This window comes from Dyadobacter subterraneus (genome assembly GCF_015221875.1).
In the GTDB taxonomy this organism is placed as follows: Bacteria; Bacteroidota; Bacteroidia; order Cytophagales; family Spirosomataceae; genus Dyadobacter; species Dyadobacter subterraneus.
The window spans coordinates 4,508,804-4,526,209 of record NZ_JACYGY010000001.1 but is presented as its reverse complement, the minus strand read 5'-3'; the positions used below and the strand labels follow the sequence as shown (position 1 = coordinate 4,526,209).

Here is a 17,406-nt window from a genome sequence, read left to right as displayed (position 1 = left end):
AAGTATTCTGAGACAACTGCAAGGACTAAAATGTTCTTTGCAGTTGTTTAAATCTTTATCAAATTTTTTGCTAGTCATTTTAAACCTACTAATTATTAGTGGGTTATGACGGGAAAATTAAAAATCCAGTAACATGAAGTACCCAATATTAAGTATCGTTTTTGTATTCTTTTCAACCCTGGCTTTTGGCCAAAAAGATAAGGATATCTCTAAATGGAAAGTGACCGTTTCAAATACTGCCGCGGCATCTGGTCAGGAAGTTGAAGTAATATTTTCTGCCGATATTAACGAAAACTGGAAACTTTACTCTTCCGATTTTAAGGGCGATATTGGCCCGCTGCCTACACAATTCGTTTTTGAAAAAAACGAGGCATATAAACTTGTAGGCGAAATCACTCCTGTGAAACCCAAAAAAACAACAGACCCCACCTGGGATGTCGCTTATACCTATTTCACCGAAAAAGCAGAATTCAGACAGAAAATCAAACTGGTAAAAAAAGACTATATCGTCAAAGGGACGATCAAGGGACTTCTGTGCAGCAGCGTAGATGGCATTTGTGTGCCTTTTGAAGAATCTTTTCAGGTTAATTAATCTACTAAAAAGCAATGTTCAGGATACAAAAATACTTTATGGTATTGCTGAGTTTGGTAGCATTTATATTTATTGTTGCTTTTCAGCCTAAAACAGAAGGAAACGAAGTTTTGACAAAAGAACAGCTCGGGGAAAAATTGTTCTTTGATCCAATTCTATCAAAAGGAATGGCCATTAGCTGCGCCTCCTGTCACATTCCCGCCTTCGCATTTGCGGATACTGCCGCTTTTAGTATTGGCGATAAAGGCACAAAACTTCCTCGCAACAGTCCGTCGCTGACAAACTTGTCCGGAAGAACTGATTTTTTTTGGGATGGCCGGGCGGCTTCTCTGGAAGAACAGATTTTAGGTCCATTGTCGGCACATGATGAAATGGATCTGCCGATTCAGGAAGCTGTGGAGCGACTTAGCAAAAATGAATTTTACAGTACAGCATTTCAAAAGACATTCAAAACCGAAGTAAATAACAAAAACGTTTTGAGTGCGATTGCTGCTTTTGAAAGAACATTGGAAACTACGGATACACCCTACGACCGTTTTCTGGACGGTGATGAAAAAGCCATGACAGAAGCTGCAATCCGGGGACGTATACTGTTTATCGGTAAGGGGAATTGTGCCACTTGCCACTCAGGAGAAGATTTTACGGCAGACCGTTTTAAAAGTATCGGTTTGTTCAATGGAAAGGATTTTACAGATTCAGGAAGATATAAAATAACGTCTGACAGCTCGCACCTTGGCGTTTTTAAAATCCCGGGTCTGCGTAATGTCGCCGTCACCGCTCCATACATGCATAATGCTATGTTTAAAACGCTTCGTGAAGTTGTTGAATACTACAATACGCCTGACAAGTTTGTAAAAAACAGTATCAATCGTGACTTGTCTCTGGGAAGTTCTTTGAATTTGTCCGACGGAGAAATGAATGATATTGTAGCGTTTTTGGAAGCCTTAACGGACGATAGATTTAAGAAAAATAACTGAAAATCAGGTGCTTGGTGCCTAATCTAACTATGATTTTTTCATTATAATTAATCTTCATTATGACAAGAAAATATCTAATTGTGTCGCTCTTTATTATTCTTTCTTTTCAGGTTTCTGCTCAGAAAAAGGAAGTTGGTGGAATTGTCACTTCGGCAGAAAATCGTGATCTGTTATCCGGAATCGTGGTGTGGGTTAAGGGCTCGAATCAGGGTTTAGTAACAGGAAAGGACGGTTATTTTGATTTGACGGTATCCGAGGGTGATACCATTGAAGCATCATCGCGCTACTTTCAAAGCAAAGAAATTGTAGTCGGCAGTGGATGGAAATATGAGATACGGCTTGACGGAAATAAAAATGAAGAAAGAACCGGTTTTTTACGCTCAAAAACTCCGGATACCGAAGAAAAACTTCCTGATTCGGAAACTGGTTCGATTTATCTTTCAGAAAGAAAATTGAAGATTTCGGGACATTAATCTTATTTTTTCATGGGGCGAAATCAAGAATTTATTTTAACTGCTTCTTATAATAAATTTTGTGATATTCGTATTTCTATATAAAATCTATTACTTTTATATACTATATTTATGACACTTATTATGAGCCGTTTCTGAATTGTACATTTCATTTAAGCTTTGTAAAAATTTTACCAGACTTCTATTATGACAACTAACTTTAATATTAAATCCAGGATTGCAGGTTTACTTTTCCTTGTGCTCATTTCAGCAGGTTTTGTGAAAGACAGTGCCTACGAAGCCGAAATTAAAACCTGGCATGCGGAAAGAGTGGAGGCATTGAAAACAGAAAATGGATGGCTCAATCTGGCGGGTCTGTTTTGGCTTGAAGAAGGCCGCAACTCTTTTGGTGGAGACGGAAAAAATAAAATCGTTTTTCCGGCCGATCGTGCTCCGGCAAAACTTGGTGAATTCGTTGTTGAAAACGGGCAGATCACCGTAGAAGCTAAACCGGAAGCTGAGATATATTATAACGATCAGCTTGTTACTAAAATTAGCATTTTCCCATACGACAAACCTGTTGTTTTAAAACATAAATCACTCAGATGGTTTATCATCAAACGCGGGGATAAATTTGCGGTTAGATTAAGGGATTTGGAAAGTCCGTTTTTGAAAGAATTTACCGGTATCAACACTTTTCCTGTTTCCGAAGATTGGCGCGTGAAAGCGAAATTTGAACCAACAGAAGGTAGAAAAATTCCTATTCTTGATATTACGGGAAGATTGGATCAGCAGGATTCTCCAGGTGTTTTGGTTTTTAATATCAAAGGCAAAGAATACCGCTTGGATGCATTGAAATCAGGCGAAGGATTTTTCATTCTTTTTGGAGATCAGACCAACAAAAAAGAAACTTACGGATCAGGACGTTTCCTTTACACAACGAAGCTGGACGCAGAAGGTTATACGTATCTGGATTTTAATAAATCGATCAATCCACCTTGTGCCTTTACGCCTTATGCAACTTGTCCGCTTCCGCCAAAACAAAATATATTAGCATTGGCCGTTACAGCAGGTGAGAAAAATTATGGTCATCATTGATAATGGACTTGTTTGAAATCCTGATAAATCTTCAAAGATTTCAGCATCTAAAAAAATAAGTATCCCGTTTTGCAAATTATTTCTACCTGATTTAATTTGTGAGAACGGGATTACTCTTTTTAATATTCTTAAACTTTTCACTTTTGAAGTCATACCTTTTTTGCCTGCTGATTATTTTCATTTCTTACCTGCCAAATTTTGCAGTAGCGCAGATTCCTGGTAAGGATCATAAAAATTTAATTTTTCAGGACGATTTTCAGAAGCCTTTAGACACAACAATCTGGAAACCGGAAATTGCTGATTTGACAAATTCCTCGATTATAACCAAAGATGGTAAGCTGGTGATTGATACGAAAGGAGGGGTTACGGTTTGGCTGAATAAACTGTTAAAAACTAATATTGAAATAACTTATAACTGGACTGTGCTTGTGGGGACAGGAAAAAATGACAGACTATCAGATCTGAATCAGTTCTGGATGGCTTCCGACCCGCTTCGTACAAATTTATTTACGCGGAAAGGAAAGTTGGAAGAATATGATTCTCTTTCTTTATACTACGTTGGGATGGGAGGAAATTCCAATACGACAACCCGGTTCAGAAAATATCCGGGCGACGGGCAAAGAGTACTACTTTTAGAATATACTGATAAGGATCATTTGCTGATTGCGAATAAAACCTATCAAATCAGAATTATTGTAAAAAACGGAGTAACTGAATTTTGGGTGGATGGAAATAAATATTTTTTCTACCAGGACAAAAATCCTTTAATCACTGGATACTTTGGGTTTCGTTCAACAAGCTCCATGCACGAAATCAGTGACTTTAAAGTTTATCAGCTTGAAGATTGATTTTAATCAAACTTACAATATCATTGCTGGATTATCCCAAATCTAATCGAAGGCTCCATATAATTTTAGTAATAGGAAGTGTTTTCAAAATTATAATTTCAAAAGTTATACAACTTTGACCCTGAAAATTTGGTAAAGATTTCTTAATAAGCTTACTTTGTCTATCAATTTTATAGAGTAACTTCTTTTATGTTACCACCAGCATAAAGGATTTTTGTTAAATTTTAAACAATTATGAATAGAATAATTCCTTATTCTTTGCTTTGGTGTGTACCTTTTTCAAAGTATTTCAGTCGATTCTCCAACCGTATTCGCAGTTGCTGACTTTCTCGCAGCCGCATTGAAATGTCTTTTTTTGCCTTGTCTGATAATTTGATAATTAAAACGACGCGTCAAATTAGATTTTCTTATCGCAATCTTTTCGGATCCTTTCATTTCTGCATTTGAACTACCAATTCTTTTAATTAATGGGATTTATAGAGTTGAAATTCGTGGGTTACCCAAATGTAGACTGCCGTCAAATTGGATGAATTTGGTTTGCGTATATTGTATATGGTTATTTTCTCACCTCTGGTGTTGATCCTTTTATTACCAATTATTCCTAATCCAAAACAATTAACTATGATGAAAAAATACCTGTACATTTTTATGTTTTTAGCACTGATATTTACCTCTGCACGCGCTCAGGAATTTGTGAAAGGAGTGGTTAAAGATGCAGCCGGACAAACCATTCCCGGGGCAACAGTGATTTTAAAAGGCACTTCCAAATATGCCAGTACGGACATTGATGGTAAATTTAGTATTGCTGCTCCCAAAGATTTTCCTTTTACATTTCAAGTCACAATTACAGGTTACGAAAAGCATGAGGTAGATATTTACGAGTTACCATCCGAACCCGTTGAAATCACTTTAAAAACGGCTAATGTATTGGATGAAGTGGTGGTAATCGGCTACGGATCTCAGAAAAAAGGGGATCTTACAGGATCTGTTTCGTCGGTTCCACAGCTTGCTTTAAAGCAACCGATCAGCTCTTTTGACCGTGCGTTACAAGGTGCCGCAGCCGGTGTTCAGGTGACACAGGTTTCAGGTCAGCCGGGAGCCGCGGTAAGTATAAGGATACGTGGGGGAAATTCGATTACGGGAGGAAATGAGCCCCTTTATGTTATTGACGGATTTCCGGTTTACAACAGTAATGCAGATGCCAGCGCGGGTGTTACAGCCGGGCCAAGTATTAATGCACTTGCAAGTCTGAATCCCAGCGATATAGAATCGATTGAAGTCCTGAAAGATGCTTCTGCCACAGCCATTTATGGTTCCCGCGGAGCAAACGGGGTTGTGCTGATTACAACAAAAAAAGGGAAAGCCGGACAAAATACTTTTACTTATGATGCTTATTATGGTACTCAATCGGTACTGAAAAGAGTCGACGTTTTGACGAGTGCAAAAGATTGGGCATTGTTAAAAAATGACGCCCGTGTCAACTCCGGAAAAGCACCATATTATACAGAAGACCAGATCCGTAAACTCGGTGAAGGTACGGACTGGCAGGGTGCTGCTTTCCGTTCTGCGCCGATTCAGAATCACCAGCTTTCGTTTACAGGAGGTGATGACCGGACGCGTTATGCGATCTCCGGTAACTATTTCAAACAGGAAGGTATTTTAAGAAATACTGATTTTGAAAGATATTCTGGTCGGGTAAATCTGGACCGTGATATTTCTTCCGGGTTTAAAATTGGGGTTAATTTAACAGCGAGCAAAATTAGTGCTCAGGTAGCAAATGCAGGTATTGTTAATGGATTGCTGGCTATGCCGCCAACGGTGAATATTCGGGATGTAAACGGAAAATATACATATCAAAGTGAGTTTGAAACGCCGCTTGGGAACCCGATTGCAACGCTTGAGAAGGAAGTAAATAAAACCACAACCTATCGATTTCTTGCCAACACATATGGAGAATATACATTTCTGGAAGGTTTGGTAGGGAAAGTTTCCTTCGGAACAGACATTATCAATAATAAGCAAAACCGGTATGTTCCTTCTGATATTTATCAGGGCGCCAATTCAAATCCTACGGGAAAAGCATCGGTGGGATCTAAATTTGCTTCCACCTGGCTAAATGAAAATACGCTTAGTTACTCGAAAACTTTCAGCAATAAACATGTGCTGAATGTGGTTATCGGGTATACGCAGCAAGCCTTTAAATCGGAAAGTGCAATTGCGGGTTCGGAGGCATTTGTTACAGATCAGCTGGCTTATAATGATCTTGCCAGTGGTTCGGTTTATTCCCAGCCTTCATCCGGTTCTACGGCCTGGGCTCTTAATTCCTACCTGGGCAGGATCAATTATTCTATCGATCAAAAATATATTTTTACTGTCAGCGGTCGTGCGGACGGATCTTCCAGATTTGGGAAAGATAATAAGTGGGGTTATTTCCCTTCCGCTGCTTTTGCCTGGAATATTTCCCGGGAGTCATTTTTGTCTAATGTGGAGGCGATCAGTAATTTAAAACTGCGATTGAGCGCGGGCGTTACCGGAAACCAGGAAATTGGGCAATACCTTTCTTTGGCGACTCTGAACTCGGCAACGTACTTTTTTGGTGGACAAACTTACATCGGATTTGCGCCAAACCGCATTGCCAATCCGGATCTTGGCTGGGAAACGACCAGACAATATGACGGAGGAATTGACCTGTCGCTGCTGAAAAACAGAATTAATTTCGTTTTTGATGCTTACTATAAAAAGACTACAAACCTGCTGCTGAACGTACCAATTCCTTATACAACCGGACAGTCAACTGCTTTGCAGAATTATGGTTCGGTTGAAAACAAAGGAATTGAACTGGGTATTAACACGACGAACTTTTCAGGGCCATTTTCATGGAATACCAATTTCGTTTTTTCAATCAACAGAAATAAAGTGCTGACACTTGGAGACGGAGCAAATTATATTATTTCTGGCGCCAACATCGCTCAGGTAGGCAAGCCGCTGGGTTCTTTTTATGGATATAAAACGAACGGTTTATTTCAAACAGGAGATGATATTGCCAGTTTGCCAACGATCAATCCGGCTACAACCAAACCAGGAGACCGCCGCTATGTAGATATCAATGGCGACGGAAAAATTACACAAGCCGATGACCGTACGATCATCGGAAATGCACAACCTAAATTCCAGGGTGGTATCACAAACACTTTATCATACCTGAATTTTGATCTGAGTTTTTTCTTCCAGGGAACCTATGGAAACAAATTATTTAATCAGAATAAACAACAGCTCGAACTTTTGACCGGACAGCAAAATGCATCAACTGCCGCTTATGATCGTTGGACTACAACTAATCCAGGTAATGAAGTGCAGCGTGCTTTTGAAGATCCTGCTGCGGTTAATACAAGTCGCTATGTTGAAAATGCTTCTTTTTTAAGATTGAAAAATCTGACAATCGGGTATAATCTGCCGAAAAGAGTGACGTCAAAAATTCACGCCAGCAACATTAAAATTTACATGTCAGCGCAGAATCTTTATACCTGGACCAAGTACACAGGATTTGATCCGGAAGTGAGCCGCAATGAGCAGAGTACGCTGAATCAGGGGATAGATTATAGCATTTATCCAAGCAGCAAAAGTTTTCTGGGAGGTTTGAGTATTTCATTTTAATTCTGCCAAAAGGCAAATAGCACGTTTAAGCAATGAAGAAAATATTTTATATAATTCTGACTTTTATTTCATTCATCTCCTGCACGGACCTGAACGAAAAACCTGAATCTTTAATCACAACGGAGCAGTTTTATAACACTGAAAGTGACGCGCTTTCTGCCGTTACGAGTGTTTACAACGCCACGCTAAATAATGGCGGAATTACGATGTATAACCGTCTTTTCCATCTTGCTATCGAGATCATGTCAGATGACGCCATTGCGGGACTTCGGGTGACTAACGCGGATGTAAGAACGATTTCAGTGTTAACGCATTCTACCACCAATGACCGTGTTGACGAGTTATGGAGAGAAAGTTATGTGGCTATAAACCGCGCCAATATCGCTATTGACCGTATTCCACTTATTTCGATGGATGAAACCCTTCGTGCGAGACTGGTGAATGAAGCAAAGTTTTTACGCGGGCTTCTCTATTTCAATCTGGTAAGACTTTGGGGTGATGTTCCTTTAATTTTGAACGAAACAGGCTCTCTAACCAAAGACGCAATTCAGGTAGCAAGAACTCCAAAAGAACAAGTTTACCAACAAATAATTACCGATTTAACAGCAGCCGAAGCACTTCCGGCCGCCTTCACAGGCGCCGACGCAGGACGTGCCACGGGAGGAGCTGCAAAATCAATTTTGGCAAAAGTATATCTGACCCACCAGGAGTGGGATAAGGCTGCGGCAAAAAGTCTGGAAGTGATCAATGGTCCTTATGGATATGATTTATTTGAAAATTTTGCGGACGTATTTAATGTGGCTACCAAAAACGGGAAGGAGCATATCTTTTCTGCACAGTGCAAATCCAACGTGAATGGGCAGGGAAATCGGCTCGCTTCTTCGGCCACGCCGGTAGGCATTCCGGGTGTTGCCTCGGCCGGAACTGATGAGCCGCACCCGGATACTTACGCCCTTTATTCAGCTGCTGATAAACGCCGTAATGTCACATTTTTCACTTCTTTGGTGAGCCCAACAACCGGTAAGGCTGTTACTTTTCAACCTCGTTTCTTTAAATATTTTGATATGGATCAAATCGTAAATCCAACAGAATCTGCTAAGAATATTCCAGTGATTCGTTTTGCAGAAATCCTGCTCATTTATGCTGAGGCGGTTAATGAAGCAACCGGACCTTCGTCGGAAGCTTTCGCTGCTGTCAACAGAGTCAGAAAAAGAGCCGGACTTGAAGCTTTGGCAGGTTTGTCGAAAGCCGATTTCCGGGAAGCGATTTACACCGAACGCCGGTTGGAACTGATGTTTGAATTTCAACGCTGGTTCGATCTCATTCGTACAAAACGTATGATTGAAGCATGTCATAAAGCAGGTAAAACAAACGCGTCTGAAAAACATTATCTCCATCCGATTCCGCAGCGTGAAATGGATTTAAATCCAAAACTTGTACAGAATCCGGGTTGGGAATAATCGCCATCAAAATCATCGTTCACGTTTTGTCAAATAAGATTAACAGTAAATCCATGCAGCAAAAATTGAAAGTTCTTATACCCGTTATCGCTGGTCTTATGTCGATAACGTCCGTCATGGCTCAGCATAGTCCTCAGCAGCCATGGAACGGGAAAATTGCTCCAACGTTAAAGGAATCAACACCTTTCAAAATAAATTATAATAAAAAAGCATCAAAGGATGCGCCTAATGTTATCTGGATTTTGATCGATGACGCAGGTTTTGGTGCCACCACGGCATTCGGTGGTCTTGTGGAAACGCCGAACATTGAAAAACTGGCTAATCAGGGTTTAAGGTTTACAAATTTTCATACAACCGCCATTTGTTCACCAACCCGCGCAGCGCTTTTGACGGGAAGAAATCACCATTCCGCGCACGTCGGACTGCTAACACCGGCAGCTATCGATTTTCCGGGTTACGATACCTATATCCCATTTGAAAAAGCAACAGCCGCCGAAGTACTCCGTGAAAACGGTTACAGCACTTTTGCACTTGGAAAATGGCATTTGACACCGGTCACTGAAAATTCTCAGGCAGGTCCCTTCAACCGCTGGCCAACGGGAAGAGGCTTTGATCACTATTACGGATTTCTTCCGGGAGCAACGGATCAGTGGCATCCGGAGCTTTGGGAGGATAATACCAAACTGGATATTGAACCCAATACCAGGCATTTGAACGAACTTTTAGCTGATAAAGCTATCACTTACATTGCTAACCAAAAGTCGGTTGATGCGGAGAAACCGTTCTTCCTTTATTTTGCTACCGGTGCTACGCATTCTCCACATCAGGTGGCAAAAGAATGGATTGATAAGTACAAAGGAAAGTTTGATCTGGGTTGGGATAAATACCGTGAAGTCGTTATTGAAAACCAGAAAAAACTGGGTATTATTTCAAAAAATGCAATACTTCCGGAGAGAAATCCTGGTGTAAAAGAATGGGCTACATTATCTGAAAAGGAGAAAAAAGCCTATGCTCATTTTATGGAAGTTTATGCGGCATTTTATTCTTATACCGATTACGAAATCGGGCGAATCATCAATTATCTTGAACAAATTGATCAGCTTGACAATACCGTAATCGCTGTAATGCTGGGAGATAATGGAGCAAGCAAAGGCGGGACGCAGCATGGAACCGTTAACCCGCAGATTAACAGACTGCAAGGCGAACAACGGATTGATGCGATTGTAAAAGCAGCAGATATCATCGGTACGGACGAGTCAAGTACGGATTACCCTATTGGCTGGGCAGCGGCAGCTAACACGCCTTTCCGTTACTGGAAAGCTGATGCCAATACAGAAGGCGGGACCAGAAATCCAATGATTTTATTTTATCCAAAAGGTATAAAAGACAAAGGTGGAATCCGGAATCAGTATGGTCATGTCAACGATATTTTGCCAACAACCATTGAGCTTGCGAAGGCTCAGTCGCCGCAAATTATCAATGGCTATAAACAGGAACCTTTTGAAGGAACAAGTCTTGCCTATGCCGTGGATAATGCGAAAGCACCTTCAAAACACACCGTGCAATATTATGAAATTGCCGGAAGCCGCTCAATTTACAAAGATGGCTGGAAAGCAGGGGCCTTGCATGATATTCCGGAAGGGATCAACATCGGGGGAGGTGCTGACCCGACTGGTGGAAAAGTTGATTTCAGTAAAGATGTTTGGGAGTTGTACAACCTGAATGATGACTTTAACGAGCGTATTAACCTTGCTTCAAAAAATCCGGAAAAGTTGAAAGAACTGCAAGCTGTTTTTGATCAGCAGGCAAAAAAATACAATGTTTATCCCCTGAAAGATTTCACCGCACACGATATGCCAGCAGGAAGAACTGTTTATGGAAAAATGAAAAATATAACCTTGTTTCCGGGCATCGACAATCTTGTTGGCGTGAGCAGTCCTTTATACGATGGGCGCTCTTTCACAATCAATGCCGAAGCTGAAATTGTTTCAGGAAAAGAAGAAGGGGTACTTTTTGCTGTCGGAGGAGATAAAACAGGTATCAGTCTGTTTATAAAAGATGGCAAATTTCATTACACGCATAAGACCGCGCGGGATGTTTTTAACAGTGTTTCAACCAATGTGATTCCAAAAGGTAAAGTCAATTTCAAACTGGTTTATGAGTATTCGGGAAAACCTCAGGCTGGACAACCGGTAGGGAAGGAAACCATTTTTTTGAATGATGAAAAAATTGGTGAAAGAGCATTTTTACCAGCTCAGGCAGGCATTCAGGGAGGACGGAATATTGACGGTACGGACGTAGGCAGGGATCAGAAATATGAAGTTTCAGATCAGTACAAAGCACCGTTTGCATTTACGGGGAAACTGAAAAAAGTGACAATTCAGTATGATAATCTTTAATGTTAAAACGATGAAACAGATCACTCATTTTATAGCACTGGTTTTAATGCTGCTAATTGCTATAAACACTTTCGCCCAAAAAACAGTGCCGAATATTATCCTGATTCTGGCTGATGACATGGGGAAAGAATGTATCGGGGCCTATGGCAGTACTTACAAGACACCTAATATCGATAAACTGGCCAAAGAAGGATTGAAATTCAATTATGGATTTGCTCAGCCGCTTTGTACACCATCCCGTGTGCAGATTATGACGGGAAAGTACAATTATAAAAACTATTCACAGTTTGGGCATTTGAATCAGGATCAAAAGACTTTTGCGCATTTGGCGAAAGAGGCTGGCTATGCCACGGCTATTGCCGGGAAGTGGCAGTTAGGTGCAAATCAAAGATTACCAAAACATTTTGGGTTTGATCAGTATTGTCTGTGGCAATTGAGTAAACCGAGGCGAGACGGCGAAAGATATGCGAAGCCCTTGATTGACCGGGATGGTGAAATTTTGAAAACGACGGACGATGATTACGGACCCGATATTTTCACCGATTATCTTCTTGATTTTATTGAAAAAAACAAAGACAAAAAGTTTCTGGCCTATTATCCAATGGCGTTGGTACACGACCCTTTTCTTCCAACACCCAACAGCAAAAACTGGAAAACGAATGTCGAAGGCCGTCATAAAAAAGACACATTAAACTTTCGGGATATGGTAACTTATTCAGACAAAAATGTCGGTAAGATTATCCAGAAACTGAAAGATTTGAATCTGTATGAAAATACGATCATCGTTTTCACCGGGGATAATGGCACGGGAAGAGCTGTGGTAACGCCGTTAAAAAACGGTGGTAAAGTAAACGGTGGAAAAGGCCTGACGCTGGACCGCGGACATCACGTGCCGCTGATCGTAAATTGGGGAACCGGAAAATATAAAGCCCACGAAACGGACGATCTGGTTGACTTTACCGATTTCCTTCCAACGATCGCGGACATAATCGGCAAGCCGGTTCCCAAAACCTGGGATACGGATGGTACCAGTATTTTGCCACAGATCAGAGGTGAAAAAGGAACGCCAAGGAAATGGATTTTCTCGCATTATTCCCCGAACCATTCAGAAGGAGCGAATAAAGAATCTGCGCGGTTTTTCCGTGACCGGCATTACAAGCTTTATTCGGATGGACGTTTTTATGATCTGGTAAAAGACAGTGAAGAAAAGTCTCCGATAGAGAAAGGAAAAGCGGGAGCTGAAGGCGAAAAAGCCAGAATACTTTTTCAGGCTCAATTAGCGAAACTGCCAGCCTGGAAATTTGGTGATCCAAATGTTGCCAAAGTTATTCTCCCTGGTCTGGAACCGGTTGCAGGTTTTGCCGACAAAGGAGATTGATTGTGATTTAAGGTGGGTTTAAGGAATTGTTTCAACTTATAAAATTTAAGATATACGTATGAAAATATCAGATATTCCCGTAAAGTTGCTTGGTCTGACATTGATTCTTTTTCTGTCCGAAATCAATGTTACTCTCGCGCAAAAAAATGAAAAGTACAACGTTCTCTTCATCGCCGTAGATGATATGAACGACTGGATCGGGCCATTTGGCGGTTATGAAGGAATTAAAACACCTAACATTGACAAGCTTGCCAAAAAAGGTGTTGTTTTTAAACGGGCTTATTGTTCGGCCCCGGCCTGTAATCCGTCGCGTGCAAGTTTGCTGACTGGTGTCAGGCCTTCAACATCAGGTGTTTATCATAATAATCAGCCTTGGCGACCGGTGCTAAAGGATGCGGTCACTTTACCTCAGTATTTCACAGCCAATGGTTATGAGGTAAAAGGTGCGGGTAAAATTTTCCATAATTCCTTCAATGACCAGGCATCCTGGCCAGTCTATTTTGATGTGCCGCATTCTCCTGAACCACCTAAAAAACCGGTAAACGGTTTTGCAAATTTTGACTGGAGTCCCGTGGATGTGAAAGACGAAGACATGGGAGATTTTAAAGTAGTTAACCAGGGAATTGATTTTTTTGGCAAAAAACATGAAAAACCTTTCTTCCTGGCAATTGGACTTACCCGTCCTCATTTGCCCTGGTATGTTCCACAGAAATATTATGATCAGTACCCCTTGTCCGAAATAAAACGACCGAAAGTGACTGAAAATGATCTGGCTGATGTGCCGGCTGCGGGGGTGAAAATAGCAAAGCCAAACGGAGATCATAAGTTTATTAAAGAACACGATCAGTGGGAAAAGGCGGTTCAGGGTTATCTGGCCAGTATTACTTTTGCTGATGGGCAAATCGGCCGGCTTTTGGACGCACTTGATAAAAGCCAGTATGCCAAAAATACAATTATTGTTTTCTTTGGAGATCATGGATGGCATCTGGGCGAGAAGGAGCACTGGCGTAAATTTGCACTTTGGGAAGAAGCTTCCCGCGTTCCGTTCATCGTTTACGCCCCCGGGATTTCGACGCTAAACGGGGTTTCCGACAGAACTGTGAACCTGATGGATATTTATCCAACACTGGTTGACCTTTGTAAATTACCTGCAAAAAAGGAACTGGAAGGTAATAGCATCGCTGCGCTTTTGAAAAATCCGGCGGCTCCGTGGAAACATCCATCGGTGACGACGCACGGCTTTGGAAATCATGCGGTTCGTTCTGAAAAATATCGTTATATCCGTTACAACGATGGTTCGGAGGAATTGTATGACCATGATGTAGATCCGCTTGAATGGAAAAATCTGGCAAAAGAACCAAAATATGCGGCAGTGAAAAGTGAATTGGCTAAATCCCTGCCCACCTTAAATGCAAAAGACGCGCCTACTGTTAAAGAATCAGGCGAATAAATACATAAAAAAAGGAATAGGTAAGACTCTGCGGATTGATCCATGGAGTCTTACCTGTTTGAATACCAAAAAAATAGTTATCTAAATAGTTGAACTATGAAGCGTTCGTTGAATAAAATTTCATTTTTATCGGTAATATTTCTTTCTTGTGGATTGCTTTTGGCATTTCAAAACACGGTCCACAAGGAAGCAAAACCGTTCAATATTCTGCTTTTTACAGCAGATGATCTGGACCGGAATTCACTGGGTTGTTATGGTTCGAAAGTTCCGGATATTTCTCCGAATATTGATAAGTTCGCCGGTCAGTCGCTGCGTTTTGAACATGCTTTTGTGAATGCAGCCATTTGCGCTCCGAGCCGGGGAATCCTGGCAACGGGACTTTACGGACATAACAGTGGCGTTACAGGTTTTGTAAAAATGAAACCAGGTAGCCAAATTCCTATTCTGGTTGAATTATTGAGAGCGCAAAACTATGAGCTTGGAATTCTTAGTAAAGTAGGTCATTCCACACCGAAAGCTGATTTTAAATGGGATTTCACTTTTGATCAGGCTGATTTAGGTGACGGCAGAAGTCCAAAAGCTTACTATGAAAAAACGAAAGCTTTTTTTGCACAAGCCAGTCAAAAAGGAAAACCTTTTTATTTTATGGTCAATTCTGATGATCCTCATCGTCCTTATCACAATCCAAAAGAGCCCTTAAAAAACGGGGCGGAGGCGCCTTCAAGGATTTATTCACCTGATGAAATTACAGTTCCGGGTTTTGTAACGGATCTTCCCAAAGTGCGCCAAGAGCTGAGCTATTATTACAATTCAACACGTAGACTGGACGATACTTTTGGCAGGGTAATGCAGGCACTTGAAGAATCCGGACAGGCTGAAAATACGTTGGTCATATTTTTATCCGACAACGGTATTGCCATTCCTTTTGCCAAAGCAAACACCTATTATGCCAGTAACCGGACGCCATTTCTAGTGCGTTGGCCAGCGGTCACCAAAGCAGGAACTGTTAATAAAAAGGACCTGATTTCAAGTGTTGACTATTTTGTTACCATTCTTGATATATTAAAAATACCATTCACTGGAAAAACAAACGGAAGGTCTTTTTTGCCATTATTGGAAGGCAAAACGCAGACGGGCAGGGATAAAATATTTACCCAGATCGATACAAAACAGGCCGGCGGCCCAACGCCGATGCGTAGTGTGGTCACTTCTGATTTTAGTTATATTTTCAACGCCTGGGCTGATGGAGAAAGAGTTTACCGAAATAATAATGAGGGATTGACAATGAAGGCGCTTGAAGAGGCTGCGGGAAATAATCCGGATGCTGCGGAGCGTGTAAAATCATTTCGCTACCGTTCCGAAGAGGAATTGTATGATTTAAAAAAAGATCCTGACGGACTGCATAACCTTATAAACGATCCCGCATTTAAATACAGAGTGCAATCTGCAAGAAAAGATCTTGAAACTTGGATGTCAAAAACCAATGATCCGCTTTTGAAAGTTTTTCAAAACAGAAATTCTCCGAAAGTCATGCTGGAAGCTTTTTATAAAGTATATCCTGGTGCACAAAAGGCTGATTTAGACAAAGCAAATTATAGTGTTGGTAAGGCTTTTGAAGAATGATCGTTTGTAATCTTTACTTATCAGATTTGTGAAAAAAAATGAAAAAAGCGTGATTTTAACACTTCGTTACAGGACTTTATTTTACCTGATGATTGCGTTAATAGTGCTCGGGCAAAATAAAATAATTGCCCAAAAAGCAATTAAGGATGTCAGGCCTAACATCATAATTATTATGGCTGATGATCTGGATAGCAGACAAATCAGTTGTTATGGAGGACAGAATCTAAAAACCACCAACATTGATGCGCTGGCAAAAGAGGGGCTTAGATTTACTAATATTTATACCTCCGAGGCCATGTGTGTACCCACGAGGGCGTCACTTTTCACGGGATTATATCCGGCTAGGCATGGCGCTTTTCAAAATCATAAATCTGTTAATGATACCCTGAAAAGTGTTGGACACTATCTTACGGATGTGGGGTACCGGGTCGGGTTGACGGGCAAGGATCATGTGACGAAACCCAAGTCGGTTTTCCCTTTTGATATTATCAATGGTTTTGAACCAGAATGTGTCTCGCCAACAGATGATTATCAGTTGGAAGATGTGAAAAAATATATCAAACTGGACACGAAACCGTATTGTCTTTTTGTAATGAGCATCAATCCGCACGCACCTTGGACGATTGGTGATACGACTGAATTTAACCCGGCAAAATTGCAGCTTCCTAAGGAATGGGTAGATACGCCAATGACCCGCAGACAATATGTCAAGTACCTTGCGGAGGTAAGACGGCTGGATAATCAGGTTGGAGATATTACAAAACTTCTGAAAGAAACCGGGCAGGACAAAAATACAATTGTCATTTTTATGGGCGAACAAGGAGCACAATTTCCCGGCGGAAAATGGAATCTTTGGGATGCAGGTCAGAAAAGTTCTATGCTTATAAAATGGCCGGGTCGCGTAAAATCATCCTCCGTAACCGACGCTATTGTACAGTATGAAGACATTTCCCCAACACTTATTGACATTGCTGGCGGAACTCCGATACCTGGTCTGGATGGAAAAAGTTTCCTGCCTGTTGTTTTGGCAAAAAGCAAAACGGCTCGTCAATATGCTTACGGCATTCATAATAATATTCCGGCAGGTGATGCATATCCAATCCGAAGTATTCGTGATGACAGGTATAAGCTGATCCTGAATTTATCCTCGGAAAAACCGTATTTTAATAAGGCGCTCATGAATGGTGAGGATAAAAACAAGAAAACGGTTTGGTCTTCATGGCTTATTAAGGCAGACAAAAATCAGGAAGCCAAAAGACTGACTGAACGTTTCGTAAACCGCCCGCCAGTCGAATTTTATGATACTTTAAATGATCCTTCCGAATTTAGTAATCTTGCAGCTGATCCAGCTCATCAGGATAAAATTAAAGAACTAAAAAAGGAATTGCTTGAGTGGATGCAACAGCAAAAAGATAAAGGAGCTGAAATGGATATAGGCTATTCAAAAAATCCTTAACAAATGGTTTTCCATTTAA

The 17,406-nt window shown here is 40.9% G+C and carries 12 protein-coding genes; all 12 read left to right on the top strand.

Translation table 11 applies throughout. From position 1 onward, the window contains the following. Window positions 1-133 precede the first annotated feature (133 nt). A complete protein-coding gene (locus tag IEE83_RS18850) occupies window positions 134-592 on the top strand; it encodes a protein-disulfide reductase DsbD domain-containing protein (RefSeq protein ID WP_194122061.1) in 459 nt (152 codons plus the stop codon). A gap of 14 nt (window positions 593-606) precedes the next feature. Beyond that, window positions 607-1,569 carry a cytochrome-c peroxidase gene (locus tag IEE83_RS18845; protein ID WP_228101877.1) on the top strand — a complete coding sequence of 321 codons (963 nt, stop codon included), beginning with the start codon at window positions 607-609 and terminating at the stop codon, window positions 1,567-1,569. A gap of 59 nt (window positions 1,570-1,628) precedes the next feature. Beyond that, on the top strand, window positions 1,629-2,042 hold the full coding sequence (locus IEE83_RS18840; protein ID WP_194122060.1) for a carboxypeptidase-like regulatory domain-containing protein: 414 nt from the start codon (window positions 1,629-1,631) through the stop codon (window positions 2,040-2,042). 186 nt (window positions 2,043-2,228) lie between these two features. Next, on the top strand, window positions 2,229-3,119 hold the full coding sequence (locus tag IEE83_RS18835) for a DUF1684 domain-containing protein (protein WP_194122059.1): 891 nt from the start codon (window positions 2,229-2,231) through the stop codon (window positions 3,117-3,119). Window positions 3,120-3,262: 143 nt separating this feature from the next. Beyond that, entirely contained in the window at window positions 3,263-3,967 is a 705-nt protein-coding gene (locus tag IEE83_RS18830; RefSeq protein ID WP_228101876.1) for a DUF6250 domain-containing protein, read from the top strand. A gap of 621 nt (window positions 3,968-4,588) precedes the next feature. Continuing rightward, window positions 4,589-7,621, top strand: a complete 3,033-nt coding sequence (locus IEE83_RS18825; protein WP_228101875.1) for a SusC/RagA family TonB-linked outer membrane protein — start codon at window positions 4,589-4,591, stop codon at window positions 7,619-7,621. A 32-nt stretch (window positions 7,622-7,653) separates the two neighbouring features. After that, window positions 7,654-9,081 (top strand): RagB/SusD family nutrient uptake outer membrane protein, encoded by a 1,428-nt coding sequence (locus IEE83_RS18820; RefSeq protein WP_194122058.1) that lies wholly within the window; start codon window positions 7,654-7,656, stop codon window positions 9,079-9,081. Between the two features lie 53 nt (window positions 9,082-9,134). Further along, window positions 9,135-11,480, top strand: coding sequence for an arylsulfatase (locus IEE83_RS18815; protein ID WP_194122057.1), 2,346 nt, complete (start codon window positions 9,135-9,137; stop codon window positions 11,478-11,480). Between the two features lie 10 nt (window positions 11,481-11,490). After that, window positions 11,491-12,858, top strand: a complete 1,368-nt coding sequence (locus IEE83_RS18810) for a sulfatase family protein (protein ID WP_194122056.1) — start codon at window positions 11,491-11,493, stop codon at window positions 12,856-12,858. A gap of 58 nt (window positions 12,859-12,916) precedes the next feature. Continuing rightward, window positions 12,917-14,308: a sulfatase gene (locus IEE83_RS18805; protein ID WP_194122055.1), complete on the top strand. Its 1,392-nt coding sequence runs from the start codon at window positions 12,917-12,919 to the stop codon at window positions 14,306-14,308. A gap of 96 nt (window positions 14,309-14,404) precedes the next feature. Next, complete coding sequence (locus IEE83_RS18800) at window positions 14,405-15,931, top strand: sulfatase family protein (protein ID WP_194122054.1); 1,527 nt, start codon at window positions 14,405-14,407, stop codon at window positions 15,929-15,931. 28 nt (window positions 15,932-15,959) lie between these two features. Then, entirely contained in the window at window positions 15,960-17,387 is a 1,428-nt protein-coding gene (locus IEE83_RS18795; RefSeq protein WP_310588529.1) for a sulfatase family protein, read from the top strand. Window positions 17,388-17,406 lie beyond the last annotated feature (19 nt).

Excerpts from the sequence above, each read along its gene's own strand:
- IEE83_RS18845 (WP_228101877.1), top strand. The coding sequence starts at position 607 with ATGTTCAGGATACAAAAATACTTTATGGTATTGCTGAGTTTGGTAGCA.
- IEE83_RS18850 (WP_194122061.1), top strand. The coding sequence starts at position 134 with ATGAAGTACCCAATATTAAGTATCGTTTTTGTATTCTTTTCAACCCTG.
- IEE83_RS18810 (WP_194122056.1), top strand. The coding sequence starts at position 11,491 with ATGAAACAGATCACTCATTTTATAGCACTGGTTTTAATGCTGCTAATT.
- IEE83_RS18805 (WP_194122055.1), top strand. The coding sequence starts at position 12,917 with ATGAAAATATCAGATATTCCCGTAAAGTTGCTTGGTCTGACATTGATT.
- IEE83_RS18825 (WP_228101875.1), top strand. The coding sequence starts at position 4,589 with ATGATGAAAAAATACCTGTACATTTTTATGTTTTTAGCACTGATATTT.
- IEE83_RS18835 (WP_194122059.1), top strand. The coding sequence starts at position 2,229 with ATGACAACTAACTTTAATATTAAATCCAGGATTGCAGGTTTACTTTTC.
- IEE83_RS18800 (WP_194122054.1), top strand. The coding sequence starts at position 14,405 with ATGAAGCGTTCGTTGAATAAAATTTCATTTTTATCGGTAATATTTCTT.
- IEE83_RS18815 (WP_194122057.1), top strand. The coding sequence starts at position 9,135 with ATGCAGCAAAAATTGAAAGTTCTTATACCCGTTATCGCTGGTCTTATG.
- IEE83_RS18820 (WP_194122058.1), top strand. The coding sequence starts at position 7,654 with ATGAAGAAAATATTTTATATAATTCTGACTTTTATTTCATTCATCTCC.
- IEE83_RS18840 (WP_194122060.1), top strand. The coding sequence starts at position 1,629 with ATGACAAGAAAATATCTAATTGTGTCGCTCTTTATTATTCTTTCTTTT.